The organism is Pseudomonas sp. MWU12-3103b (genome assembly GCF_023100615.1).
Classification (GTDB): Bacteria; Pseudomonadota; Gammaproteobacteria; order Pseudomonadales; family Pseudomonadaceae; genus Aquipseudomonas; species Aquipseudomonas putida_A.
On sequence record NZ_JALMEY010000020.1, the window covers coordinates 40,224 to 52,981 of the forward strand.

Annotated in this window: 9 protein-coding genes; 4 read left to right on the forward strand and 5 right to left on the reverse strand. The window is 60.6% G+C overall.

The window, feature by feature from the left end:
* Nucleotides 1-3: 3 nt before the first annotated feature.
* Nucleotides 4-570: a CsiV family protein gene (locus M0808_RS25200; protein ID WP_247842769.1), complete on the reverse strand. Its 567-nt coding sequence runs from the start codon at nt 568-570 to the stop codon at nt 4-6.
* Nucleotides 571-580: 10 nt separating this feature from the next.
* The gene (gene mfd, locus M0808_RS25205; protein WP_150369287.1) at nt 581-4,030 is read right to left on the reverse strand and encodes a transcription-repair coupling factor; all 3,450 of its coding nucleotides are present in this window, start codon (nt 4,028-4,030) and stop codon (nt 581-583) included.
* 354 nt (nt 4,031-4,384) lie between these two features.
* Here mfd and M0808_RS25210 point away from each other — a divergent pair, with 354 nt between their 5' ends.
* A complete protein-coding gene (locus M0808_RS25210; RefSeq protein WP_003226583.1) occupies nt 4,385-5,848 on the forward strand; it encodes a glyceraldehyde-3-phosphate dehydrogenase in 1,464 nt (487 codons plus the stop codon).
* 181 nt (nt 5,849-6,029) lie between these two features.
* Here the strand turns inward: M0808_RS25210 and M0808_RS25215 are convergent, their stop codons facing one another.
* Entirely contained in the window at nt 6,030-7,331 is a 1,302-nt protein-coding gene (locus M0808_RS25215) for an MFS transporter (RefSeq protein ID WP_247842771.1), read from the reverse strand.
* Between the two features lie 72 nt (nt 7,332-7,403).
* Between M0808_RS25215 and M0808_RS25220 the strand changes: the two genes are divergently transcribed.
* Entirely contained in the window at nt 7,404-8,453 is a 1,050-nt protein-coding gene (locus M0808_RS25220; RefSeq protein ID WP_247842772.1) for an FAD:protein FMN transferase, read from the forward strand.
* Nucleotides 8,454-8,650: 197 nt separating this feature from the next.
* A complete protein-coding gene (gene sthA, locus M0808_RS25225; RefSeq protein WP_003226580.1) occupies nt 8,651-10,045 on the forward strand; it encodes a Si-specific NAD(P)(+) transhydrogenase in 1,395 nt (464 codons plus the stop codon).
* 42 nt (nt 10,046-10,087) lie between these two features.
* On the opposite strand, the gene M0808_RS25230 is transcribed toward sthA, so the two are convergent.
* Entirely contained in the window at nt 10,088-10,810 is a 723-nt protein-coding gene (locus M0808_RS25230) for a glycerophosphodiester phosphodiesterase family protein (RefSeq protein WP_003226579.1), read from the reverse strand.
* Between the two features lie 14 nt (nt 10,811-10,824).
* Entirely contained in the window at nt 10,825-11,406 is a 582-nt protein-coding gene (locus M0808_RS25235; protein WP_007968195.1) for a PilZ domain-containing protein, read from the reverse strand.
* A gap of 94 nt (nt 11,407-11,500) precedes the next feature.
* Here M0808_RS25235 and M0808_RS25240 point away from each other — a divergent pair, with 94 nt between their 5' ends.
* Nucleotides 11,501-12,751, forward strand: coding sequence for a lipoprotein-releasing ABC transporter permease subunit (locus M0808_RS25240; RefSeq protein ID WP_041068963.1), 1,251 nt, complete (start codon nt 11,501-11,503; stop codon nt 12,749-12,751).
* Nucleotides 12,752-12,758: the final 7 nt, after the last annotated feature.

Here is a 12,758-nt window from a genome sequence, read left to right on the forward strand (position 1 = left end):
CGATCAGTCCGGAATCGCTTCAGGGGCTTGCCGAGGGGCGGGCGCCGTCAGGGAGGTGATCTTGATCAGCAGCGCCAGGTGGCCGTTGTCGAGATAGTTGAGCTGGCCGTTCTTGGTGTGGCTGTCCTGCTTCAGGCGTTCGCTGGCAGTGACTATGCCGTTGGCGTCGATCTGGTTGACCCAGAAGTCGGCGTTCACGTCGGTGAAGCGCCCGAGTTTCAATTCCAGGGTGCCCTCGATCGGGAACTGGCCGAACTGTTCCTTGCCGTCGCTGACGGCCACCTTGGTCGGCGCTTCGCCGAGGGTCTGCTGCCAGGCCTTGTGCATCAGCACACTGTAATCACCGCTGGCGCTGAGTTTGCTGGCAACGTCGCCGAGCGCAGGTGTGCGCAGGCTGTCATCACCCAGGCGTTGAGCGCCGGTGGCCCAGTCTTCCGGGGCGGCGCGGCTGACGATAGCCGGCACGGCGTTCTGGCGCACCAGAATCATTTCGACCTGATACAGGTCATCGGCGAAAACCGAAGGGGCTACCAAGGCAAGTAGCAAAGTCAGTGAGCGAAACAGGCGCATGCGGCGTCCTTCAAACAGTTTTCGGGAGGAGGCGCTCGAACAGCGCCTCTACAGTATTAAAGCGCTCTTCCGGGCGTTCCATCGGCACCTGGAACTTGAACATCGTGGCGCCTTCGAATTTGTAGCGTTTTGGCTGAGTCTGGATCAGTTTGATCAGGGTCATCGGGTCGACCGGCGTCTGCGCGGCGAACTCGATGCGTCCACCCTGCGGGCCACCGTCGACTTTCTTGATACCCAGCTGTTCGGCCTGCAACTTCAGCGCAGTGATGCGCACCAGATTCTTGGTTGGTTCAGGCAGCAGGCCGAAACGATCGATCATCTCCACTTGCAGATCCTTCAGGCCTTCCTCGTCGGTGGCCGAAGCGATGCGCTTGTACAGAATCAGGCGGGCGTGAACGTCCGGCAGATAGTCTTCCGGAATCAGCGCCGGCACCCGCAGGTTGACCTCCGGGCCTCCGCCGAGCGGTTGATCGAGGTTCGGCTGTTCGCCCTTGCGGATCGACTTCACCGCGCGCTCGAGCATTTCCATGTACAGCGTGAAGCCCACGGCCTGAATCTGCCCACTCTGGCCGTCGCCCAGCAGTTCGCCGGCACCACGGATTTCCAGGTCGTTGGTCGCCAGCACGAAACCGGCGCCCAGATCCTGGGTGTTGGCAATCGCTTCCAGACGTTTTTCCGCGTCCGAAGTGATTTGCTGGCGCGGCGGGGTTAGCAGGTACGCGTAAGCCTGGTGGTGACTGCGGCCGACACGTCCGCGCAACTGGTGCAATTGCGCCAGACCGAACTTGTCGGCGCGCTCGATGATGATGGTGTTGGCGCTCGGCACGTCGATGCCGGTCTCGATGATGGTCGAGGCAATCAGCACGTTGAAGCGCTTGTGATAGAAGTCGCTCATCACCTGTTCGAGTTCGCGTTCGCGCATCTGTCCGTGACCGATGCCGATCCGTGCTTCCGGCACCAGTTCGGCGAGATCGGCAGCGCACTTCTCGATGGTCTTCACGTCGTTGTGCAGGTAGTAAACCTGCCCACCGCGCAGCAGTTCACGCAGCAGGGCCTCTTTGACCGTGCTCTTGTTCTGCTCCATGACGAAGGTGCGCACCGACAGGCGTCGCGCCGGCGGCGTGGCGATGATCGACAGATCGCGCATGCCCGACACCGCCATGTTCAGCGTGCGCGGAATCGGCGTGGCGGTCAGCGTGAGAATGTCGACTTCGCTGCGCAGGGCCTTGAGCTGTTCTTTCTGCCGGACACCGAAACGGTGTTCTTCGTCGATGATCACCAGACCCAGGTTTTTGATCTTCACGTCGTCGGACAGCAGCTTGTGCGTGCCGATGACGATATCGATCTTGCCCTCCGCGAGATCGGCGATCGCCGCGTTGACTTCCTTGGCCGATTTGAAGCGGCTCATCACCTCCACGGTCACTGGCCAGTCGGCGAAGCGGTCGCGGAAACTGTTGTAGTGCTGCTGGGCGAGCAGGGTGGTCGGCACCAGAATCGCTACCTGGCGCCCGCCATGCACGGCAATAAACGCGGCGCGCATCGCCACTTCGGTCTTGCCGAAGCCGACGTCGCCGCAGACCAGGCGATCCATCGGCTTTGGCGCGAGCATGTCTTCGCGCACCGCTTCGATGGTGGCTTGCTGGTCCGGCGTTTCTTCGAACGGGAAACCGGCGCTGAAGGTCGCGTAATCGGCTTTCGGGTCGGCAAACGCGTAGCCTTCGCGGGCGGCACGACGGGCATAGATGTCGAGCAGCTCAGCGGCGACATCGCGCACCTGTTCGGCGGCTTTGCGCTTGGCTTTCTGCCAGGTCTCGGAGCCGAGGCGGTGCAGCGGCGCCAGTGAGTCATCGCTGCCGGTGTAACGGGCGATCAGGTGCAGGTTGGCCACCGGCACGTAGAGCTTCGCGTTCTCCGCATATTCCAGAGTGAGGAATTCTGCAGCCTGGTTGTCGATTTCCAGAATCGTCAGGCCCAGATAACGCCCGACACCGTGATCGATGTGCACCACCGGCGCGCCTTCGCGCAGTTCGGTAAGGTTTTTGATCACTGCATCGTTGTTGGCGTCGGCGCGTTTTTCCCGGCGACGACGCTGCATGACGCGCTGACCGAACAACGGGCTCTCCGCCACCAGCGCCAGCGCCGGGTCATCGAGCATCAATCCTTCGTCGAGCGGCGCAATGGTGATCGCCAGACGATCCTTGCTCGAAACGAAGTCCGGCCAGCTGTCGACGGTTTTCGGTCGCAGCTTCAGACGTTCCAGCAGTTCCAGCAAGACTTCACGACGGCCCGCGGACTCGGCGGTGAACAGCACACGCCCGGGGAATTCATCGAGGAACGCCGAGAGCGCCGCCAGCGGTTGCGTGGCCTTGGCTTCGATCGCCAGGTTCGGCAGCGCTTGCGCCGGGAAGCGCTCGCGGCCGGCACCGGATTCGACGTCCTGCTGACTGGCGACTACCCGTGGCCAGCTCTTGAGGCGGGCGAAGCAGTCTTCCACCGGCAGGAACAATTCCGCTGGCGGCAATAAAGGACGCGATGGATCGACGCGGCGCTCTTCGTAGCGATTGCGCACGTCGTTCCAGAAGTTTTCTGCCGCTTGTTCGATACCCGGCAGCGAGAACACTTGAGTGTCCTGCGGCAGGTAATCGAACAGTGTCGAGGTTTCGTCGAAGAACAGCGGCAGGTAGTACTCGATACCGGCCGGGGTGATGCCGCTGCTCAAGTCCTGGAAGATCGGGCAGCGCCGGAAGTCGACATCGAAACGCTCGCGAAAGCGCGCCTTGAAGCGGGTGACCGCATCTTTCTGCAGCGGGAACTCTCGGGCCGGCAGCAGCTTGACCGAATCGACCTTGTCGATGGAACGTTGGTTTTCCGGGTCGAAGGTGCGCAGGGTTTCGATTTCGTCATCGAACAGGTCGATGCGATAGGGCAGTTTGCTGCCCATCGGGAACAGGTCGATCAGCGCGCCGCGCACGGTGAACTCGCCGTGCTCGTAGACCGTATCGACGTAGCGATAGCCGCTGGCCTCGAGGCGCGAGCGCATCTGTTCGACATCGAGCTTCTGCCCGACATCCAGCACCAGACTGCTGCCGAGCAGGAATTTGGTCGGCGCCAGGCGATGCAGGGCGGTGGTGATTGGCACCACCAGCACGCCGTGCGCCAACTCCGGCAGTCTATAAAGGCTGGCAATGCGCTGGGAAATGATGTCCTGGTGCGGCGAGAACAGATCGTACGGCAGGGTTTCCCAGTCGGGGAAATGCAGTACGGGCAAATCCGGGGCGAAGAAACTCAGCTCCTGTTCCAGCCGTTCGGCACTCTGGCTGTCGGCGGTCAGTAGCAGGGTGAAGCGCTTGGCAGCGCTGGCAGCCTCGGCAATCGCGAGGCTGAGGGCAGCACCGGGCAGGTTGCCCCAATGCTGTTTACCTGCCGCGGCAGGGAGAAGCGGTAGACGCAGAACGGGCACGGAAGGTTGAGCTCCAGGCTTTGCGACAAAGTCGGTAATTGTAGCGGCGTCAGGTGCCGGCTGTCAGTTGCAGACTGCGTCTATCTTCGCGCTTTGCGCAAAATGTAGTGGTAACCATAAAAACGAGCACTTTTTTAGTGGTTATGTAGTGCCGAAATCGACTGGTGTTACGGAGGGTTACAGACATCGTCTAACAGTCGTCGAAAAATTGACTGCGCTGGAAGCCCCGGTTTTACTGGGCTGGCGCGGGGCGTAATTTTTTTGAACGGAATTTTGTTACCGATTGCGCGACAAGCGCGCATTGCTACAAGAGGTTCTCGGCGGCATAATGTAGCCCCTTTTTTCTGCCCCTACATGTGGAAGGTTCCCGTGACTCAGAAGCCCGACCAGTGTCTTGGTGAATGGATCGACCGTGAAGCACTCGCAGAAGCGATGATTCCGCTTATCGGTCAGCTCTACCGCAATAACAACGTGGTGAGCTCGATCTATGGCCGCAGCCTGATCAACCAGTCTGTCATCGCGATTCTCAAAGCTCACCGCTTTGCTCGCCACCGTTCCTCCGACGATAGCGAACTCTCCGTCCACGAAACATTCCCTCTGCTGAAAGCCATGAGCGAGCTCAAGCTCGGCGCGGCTTCGGTAGACCTGGGCAAGTTGGCGTTCAAATTCCGCAGCGAAGGCAATGGCCGCAGCGCCGAGCAGTTCGTGCGTGAAGAACTGGCTGACGTGGTTGGTCAGCAAAACGCTTCGGCCCGTAAAGGCACTGACGTTGTGCTGTACGGCTTCGGTCGTATCGGCCGTCTGCTGGCGCGCATCCTGATCGAGAAAACCGGTGGTGGCGACGGTCTGCGTCTGCGTGCCATCGTCGTGCGCAAAGGCGCCGAAAACGACCTGACCAAACGTGCCAGCCTGCTGCGTCGCGATTCGGTACACGGTCCGTTCAACGGCACCATCGTCATCGACGAAGAAAACAACACCATCACCGCCAACGGTAACCTGATCCAGGTGATCTACGCGAAGAACCCGACCGAGGTGGATTACACCCAGTACGGCATCAAAGACGCGCTGCTGGTGGACAACACCGGTGTATGGCGCGACGCCGATGGCCTGGGTCAGCACCTGCAATGCCCGGGTGTGGCTCGCGTTGTTCTGACCGCGCCTGGCAAAGGCAAGCTGAAGAACATCGTTCACGGTATCAACCACAACGAAATCACCGCTGACGACAAGATCGTGTCCGCCGCTTCCTGCACCACCAACGCCATCGTGCCGGTGCTGAAGGCTGTGAATGACAAGTTCGGCATCATCAACGGTCACGTCGAAACCGTTCACTCGTACACCAACGACCAGAACCTGATCGACAACTTCCACAAGGGCGATCGCCGTGGCCGTTCCGCCGCGCTGAACATGGTCATCACCGAGACCGGTGCTGCCACCGCCGCTGCCAAGGCCCTGCCTGAGCTGGCCGGCAAGCTGACCGGTAACGCGATCCGCGTTCCGACGCCAAACGTGTCGATGGCCATTCTCAACCTGAACCTTGAGAAAGCCGCCAGCCGTGAAGAGATGAACGAGTACCTGCGCTACATGGCGCTGCACTCCGATCTGCACAAGCAAATCGACTTCGTCAACTCGCAGGAAGTGGTTTCCACTGACTTCGTGGGTTCGCGTCACGCCGGTGTGGTGGACGCTGAAGCGACCATCGTTCAGGACAACCGCGTTGTTCTGTACGTCTGGTACGACAACGAGTTCGGCTACAGCTGCCAGGTGGTTCGCGTGATGGAAGACATGGCCGGTGTAAACCCGCCCGCGTTCCCGCGCTAAGCCTTAGCTGCAAATGAAAACGCCCCGACTTTGGTCGGGGCGTTTTTTTATGCCTGCTGAATCTCTATTGCCTGTACCGGCCTCTTCGGGAGCAAGCCCCCTCCCACAGGTTTGGCGGTGTTCACATCACCGTGTTGGCACCACCGCACACTGTGGGAGGGGGCTTGCTCCCGAAGGCGTCCTATCGGGCGCCACCGACTATCGAGGCCTGCGCAGTCCGCAGCTCATGCTTGTTGCCACGGAACAGCACCAGCGTCGCAATCAGCCCCAGCACCGCCGCACCGCTGAGCCAGATCCCCGGCGCAGCCTTGTTGTCCAGCACATGGATCAGGTAAGTACAGGCCGCTGGCGTAAAGCCGCCAAAGGTCGCCGTCGCCAGGCTATAGGCCAGCGAGAACCCGGTCGTGCGCACTTCCACCGGCATGATTTCGGTCAGCGCCACCACCATCGCCCCGTTGTACGAGCCGTACAGGAACGACAGCCACAGTTCGACGATCAGCAAATGACTGAAGCTCGGGTTCGCCACCAGCCACGACAATGCCGGGTAAGCGGTCAGGATCGCCAGAATGGTCGCCGCCAGCAGTAGGGGTTTGCGCCCGATCTTGTCGGAGACCGCGCCCATCACCGGCAGCCAGAAGAAGTTCGACAGGCCGATACATACGGTCACCAGCAGCGCGTCGAAGTCCGACAGATGCAGTTCGGCCTTGCCGAAGGTCGGGGTGTAGGCGGTGATCAGGTAGAACGAAACCGTGGTCATCACCACCAGCGCCATGCCGGCGATGACGATGCCAAAGTTCTGACCGATTGAGCGGACGATTTCCCGCAGCGTAGGGCGATGTTTACGCGCCTGGAATTCCGGGGTTTCCTCCAGCGAACGCCGAATGACGAAGATCACCGGAACGATCATGCAGCCGATCAGGAACGGCACGCGCCAGCCCCAGTCACCCATCTGTTCCGGGCTCAGCCAGTGGTTGAGGCCAACCCCGAGCAGGCCGGCAAACACCACCGCCGCCTGCTGGCTGGCGGATTGCCAACTGACGAAAAAGCCTTTGCGGCCCGGCGTGGCGATTTCCGCCAGATACACCGAAACACCGCCCAGCTCGACGCCGGCCGAGAAGCCTTGCAGCAAGCGACCGAATAGCACGATCAACGGCGCTGCGACACCCAGAGTGGCATAGCCCGGCACGCAGGCGATCAGGATCGTACCGGCGGCCATCAACGCAAGGGTAATGATCAGGCCCTGGCGACGACCGTGACGGTCAATGTAGGCACCAAGGAAGATCGCGCCCAGCGGACGCATCAGGAAGCCAGCACCGAAGGTGGCCAGGGACAGCATCAGGGAAGCGAAGGCGCTGTCGGCCGGGAAGAAGGTTTTGGCGATGGCCGTGGCGTAGAAGCCATAGACCATAAAGTCGAACATCTCGAGAAAATTGCCGCTGACAACGCGAAAAATCGCTTTGCCTTTGCCCGTGGTCGAGGACATTTTCAGTTACTCATTATTGGTTTCTTATGACGCGTTGCATCCGTTGGGGAGCGTGCGGGCCTTTGATCCATAATGGCTGGCGCGCTTTTATGGGGAGATGAAGAATTGTTCACTGGACGGTGGGTTTGGCTTGTGAGTGTGGCGGTTGTCCTCGCTGCCTGTGGCAACGGTGAGTCCATGGAAAGCTTTGGGGGCCCGACCATGGGCAGCACGTATTCGATCAAGTACGTGCGACACACCGGTGTTGCCGAACCGGCGCAAGTTCGCCGAGAAGTGGAGGCTATCCTCGCGGAAGTGGATCGGCAGATGTCGACCTATCGCAGTGACTCCGACATCGAACGTTTCAATGCCTTGCCAGCGAACAGCTGTCAGACCATGCCGGCTGCCGTGCTCGAATTGGTCCGTGTCGGCGAGCAGCTGTCGGAGCAAAGCGAAGGTTCCTACGACCTGACTGTCGAACCGCTGATGAACCTGTGGGGGTTCGGCCCGCAAGGGCGTGAAGAGAAAGTCCCCGACTCCGCCGCGCTGGCCGAAACCCTGCAGCGAGTCGGCTACCGCCATTTGCATATCGACGGCGACCGCTTGTGCAAGGACGCCGCTGTCGAAGTCGACTTCAACAGCATCGCCGCCGGTTACGCGGTCGACACCATCGCCGCCAGGCTCGAGTCGATGGGCATCCATGACTATCTCGCCGAAGCCACCGGTGAGCTAAAGGCCAAGGGCAAGAAGCTTGATGGCTCATCCTGGCGTATTGCGCTGGAAGAGCCGCGAGACGATCAACAGGTGGCCGAACGGATCATTCAGGTCGACGGCTACGGGGTTTCCACCTCCGGTGATTACCGCAACTATTTCCTGCAAGGTGGCCGGCGTTATTCCCACACCTTCGATGCGCGGAGCGGGGCGCCGGTCCTACACAACCTGGCGTCAGTCACGGTAATTCATCCTTCAGCGTTGATGGCCGATGGACTATCGACGCTGTTGCTGATTCTCGGGCCTGAAAGGGCTTGGGACTATGCCGAAAAACATGACATTGGTGCATTCTTCGTGATTCGTGCCGATACAGGTTTTGTTATCCGCACCAGTGCGGCTTTCGAACGCCTCAGTGGCGCAAAAGTTGACTGAAAACAGTACGAAAGCTGGCGTTGTAGTGCAGGCAAAAGTAGCCTACGACGCGACCAAGGGTTAATGTGCGCGGCGTTGACGCTTCTATAGACTGTGTCCGGGTTCTTTACTGACCCCCAATTGTTCCTTCGCGCCGCGATTCGGCGTGATTTAGCCGCCGGTGCTGCTGGCACCGCGGCCTGTTCTGAGGAGTACGCATGGCTGTCTACAACTACGACGTAGTGGTGTTGGGTTCCGGCCCGGCGGGAGAAGGCGCGGCAATGAACGCCGCCAAAGCAGGGCGCAAGGTGGCGATGGTCGACAGCCGTCGCCAGGTCGGCGGTAACTGCACCCACCTGGGAACCATCCCGTCCAAGGCCCTGCGTCACTCGGTGCGGCAGATCATGCAGTTCAACACCAACCCGATGTTCCGGGCGATCGGCGAGCCGCGCTGGTTCTCCTTCCCGGACGTGTTGAAAAGCGCTGAAAAGGTTATTTCCAAACAGGTCGCTTCGCGCACTGGCTACTACGCTCGTAACCGCGTCGACGTGTTCTTCGGCACCGGCAGCTTCGCCGACGAGCAAACCATCGAAGTGGTCTGCGCCAACGGCGTGGTCGAGAAGCTGGTGGCCAAGCACATCATCATTGCCACCGGTTCGCGCCCTTATCGCCCGGCGGACATCGATTTCAATCACCCGCGTATCTACGATAGCGACACCATCCTCAGCCTCGGCCACACCCCGCGCAAACTCATCGTTTACGGCGCCGGTGTGATCGGTTGCGAATACGCCTCGATCTTCAGCGGTCTGGGGGTACTGGTTGAACTGGTGGACAACCGCGGTCAGTTGCTGAGCTTCCTCGACTCGGAAATCTCCCAGGCGTTGAGCTATCACTTCAGCAACAACAACATCACCGTGCGCCACAACGAAGATTACGATCGCGTTGAAGGCGTGGACAACGGTGTGATCCTGCACCTCAAGTCCGGCAAGAAGATCAAGGCCGATGCCTTGCTCTGGTGCAACGGCCGTACCGGTAACACCGACCAGCTCGGTCTGGAAAACATCGGGGTCAAGGTCAACAGCCGTGGCCAGATCGAAGTCGACGAGGCCTACCGCACCTGCGTGCCGAACATCTACGGCGCCGGCGACGTGATCGGCTGGCCGAGTCTGGCCAGTGCTGCCCACGACCAGGGTCGTTCGGCTGCCGGCAGCATCGTTGATAACGGTAGCTGGCGCTTTGTGAATGACGTGCCGACCGGCATCTACACCATTCCGGAGATCAGCTCGATCGGCAAGAACGAGCAGGAGCTGACCCAGGCCAAAGTGCCGTATGAAGTCGGCAAGGCGTTCTTCAAGAGCATGGCGCGTGCGCAGATCGCCGGCGAGCCGCAAGGCATGCTGAAGATCCTGTTCCACCGTGAAACCCTGGAAGTGCTGGGCGTTCACTGCTTCGGTTATCAGGCGTCGGAGATCGTGCACATCGGTCAGGCGATCATGAGCCAGCCGGGCGAGTTGAACACCCTGAAGTACTTCGTCAACACCACGTTCAACTACCCGACCATGGCCGAAGCCTATCGGGTAGCGGCGTACGACGGCCTCAACCGGCTTTTTTGACGGGCTCCGGCCGGTGGCCTGAGCCGGCCGGGGAGACCGATTTCAGCAATTCTCGAGGGTGGCAGTGGCCAAACCGGGAAAGTCTGTAATCAGGCTGTCAACGCCGAAGTCGGCGAGTCTGCGCATCAGCGCAGGCTCGTTGACGGTCCACACCGAGACATGCAGCCCCTGACGCTGCGCCTTCTGCAGGCGTTCCGGCGTACACAGCGTCCAGTTCAGAGCCAGAATCTCACAGCCATAGCTGGCGGCGACCTTTAGCGGGTCGAGCCAGGCGTATTCGGCCACCAGTCCACGCGACACGTCCGGCACCAGGTCCAGCGCCGCTTTCAGCACTTCCCGCGAGCTCGAAGTGATGGTGACCTTGTCCAGCAAGCCATGACGCTGAGCCATTTCGCGAATCGCCAGTACGGTAGTCGCGGCGCGGGTGCGTGAAGCGCTTTTGACTTCCAGTTGCCAGTGCTCGAAATCACATTTTTCGAACAGCTCTTCCAGTGTCGGAATCGGGCACGGTTTGATCCAGCCCGGGCCGCCCTTGCGCGCGTCGTAGGTCACCAGTTCGGCGGCGGTGTGTTCGACCACCTTGCCGCGCCGGTCGGTGGTGCGCTTGAGGGTCGGGTCGTGGATCACCATCAGCTCGCCGTCCTTGGACAGGTGCAGATCCAGTTCGCAACGGCGCACGCCGTGCTTGAGACATTCCTGAAAACTGGTCAGGGTATTTTCCGGTGCTTCGCCCTTGGCGCCGCGGTGGCCGTAGATGAGGGTCACGGTGCTTCCTTAATTTAAATGCCTGATTCGTTCTGTTCACGGGCCAGGCGTCGTTCCTGGGCCTGTTTCTGCAAGATATAGCGGGCGAGCAACTGGCGCTGGGCGTCGGTCAGGTGTTCGAACTCGGTGCCGACGTCGTAGCCGTCGCCCTTGCGATCGCAATGAGTGACGCGGGCGCGCAGCAGCAGGCCCAGTGCCTGCGGCATCAGCACCAGTTTCACCGACAGGTGTGCGCCAGTGGCAATCGGGGTCGGGTGCTGAAAGTCGATCCCGCCTTCGGAGATGATCACCGGTTGCGGCTCGCCGATATGGCCGAGCACGGTCAGGGCGACCACCTGGCTGAGCAGGTCGATGCGTTTGTTCTGGGATTTGAGAAACGCGGCAATCGCCCGGTCGCGCTCGCTGATCTGGCGTAACAGGTGCTGCGACTCGAATTCGCTCAGGTGCAGTTCGCTGAGCAGGTTGAACAGCGGGGAAGCATCCTGCAACACTTCCTGGCCTGCGGCTTCGGGAGCGGACAGGGGCCGAATTTCCAGTGCGATCATGTCCTCGATACGGTAGTATTCGCGGCGATCTTCTTCATCTAATGTCGACATGGCGAACCCATGGTAGCGGCGGTGGTCTGAGTGTAAAGCTGGTTATCGACCCCCGCCACAAGGACGTTCCTTTTCCCTCCGAACAAGCCCCGACATGTTCAGACCTCTCTTCGTATTTATCGGCACGCGTTATACCCGTGCAAAGCGTCGCAATCATTTTGTGTCATTCATTTCCCTGACTTCGATGATCGGGCTCGCCCTCGGCGTGATCGTGATGATCGTGGTGCTTTCGGTGATGAACGGCTTCGATCATGAGATGCGCACCCGCGTGCTGGGCATGGTGCCCCACGCGACTCTTGAAACCGGCGAACCGATCAACGATTGGCAGAGCCTGGCCGCCAAGGTCAAGCGCAACCCTGAGGTGACGGCCGTTGCGCCGTTTACTCAGATGCAGGGCTTGCTGACCAACAACGGCCAGGTGTCCAAGGTGTTGCTCAACGCCATCGACCCCGCGCTCGAGCGCAATGTGTCGATCATCGACAACTTCATGAAGCAGGGCAAACTCGACGACCTGACGCCGGGCAGCTTCGGCATCGTCATCGGCGACAAGGCCGCGACCAAGCTCGGCGTGGGCCTCGGTGACAAGGTCACCTTCGTCGCGCCGGAGGTCAGCGTGACCCCGGCCGGGATGTTCCCGCGCATGAAGCGTTTCACCGTGGTCGGCATTTTTCATGTCGGCGCCGGTGAGCTGGACGGCTATCTGGGCGTCACCAACCTGCAGGATCTGGCGAAGATGCACCGCTGGAAACCTGATCAGGTGCAGGGCATCCGGTTGAAGTTCGATGATCTGTTCCAGGCGCCGCGCGTGGCCTGGACCATCGCCCAGCAGTTGGGCGAAGACCATTACTACGCCCGCGACTGGACCCGCACCCACGGCAACCTGTATCAGGCGATCCGCATGGAAAAAGCCATGATCGGTCTGCTGTTGCTGCTGATCGTCGCGGTGGCTGCGTTCAACATCATTTCCACGCTGGTGATGGTGGTAAATGACAAGAAGAGCGACATCGCCATTCTGCGTACCCTCGGCGCCACGCCGGGGACGATCATGCGCACGTTCATGGTGCAGGGCACCGTGATCGGCGTGGTCGGTACGGCGATTGGTGCGGTGCTCGGTATTCTCGCTGCGCTCAACGTCAGTGCGGCGATTTCCGCCCTCGAAGGGCTGATCGGCCACAAGTTCCTCAACGCCGATGTGTATTTCATTGATTACCTGCCGTCGCAGGTGCAGAGCCAGGACGTGGTCATGGTCTGCGCTGCTGCGTTGGTCCTGAGTTTCCTCGCCACCCTGTATCCCGCCTGGCGTGCTGCGCGCACCCAGCCGGCGGAGGCGCTACGTTATGAGTGAGTCGGGC

Bases quoted from the DNA above. Each gene is read 5' to 3' on its own strand.
- sthA (WP_003226580.1), top strand. From the start codon at position 8,651: ATGGCTGTCTACAACTACGACGTAGTGGTGTTGGGTTCCGGCCCGGCG.
- M0808_RS25235 (WP_007968195.1), bottom strand. From the start codon at position 11,406: ATGTCGACATTAGATGAAGAAGATCGCCGCGAATACTACCGTATCGAG.
- M0808_RS25210 (WP_003226583.1), top strand. From the start codon at position 4,385: ATGTGGAAGGTTCCCGTGACTCAGAAGCCCGACCAGTGTCTTGGTGAA.
- M0808_RS25240 (WP_041068963.1), top strand. From the start codon at position 11,501: ATGTTCAGACCTCTCTTCGTATTTATCGGCACGCGTTATACCCGTGCA.
- M0808_RS25215 (WP_247842771.1), bottom strand. From the start codon at position 7,331: ATGTCCTCGACCACGGGCAAAGGCAAAGCGATTTTTCGCGTTGTCAGC.
- M0808_RS25220 (WP_247842772.1), top strand. From the start codon at position 7,404: ATGGCTGGCGCGCTTTTATGGGGAGATGAAGAATTGTTCACTGGACGG.
- M0808_RS25200 (WP_247842769.1), bottom strand. From the start codon at position 570: ATGCGCCTGTTTCGCTCACTGACTTTGCTACTTGCCTTGGTAGCCCCT.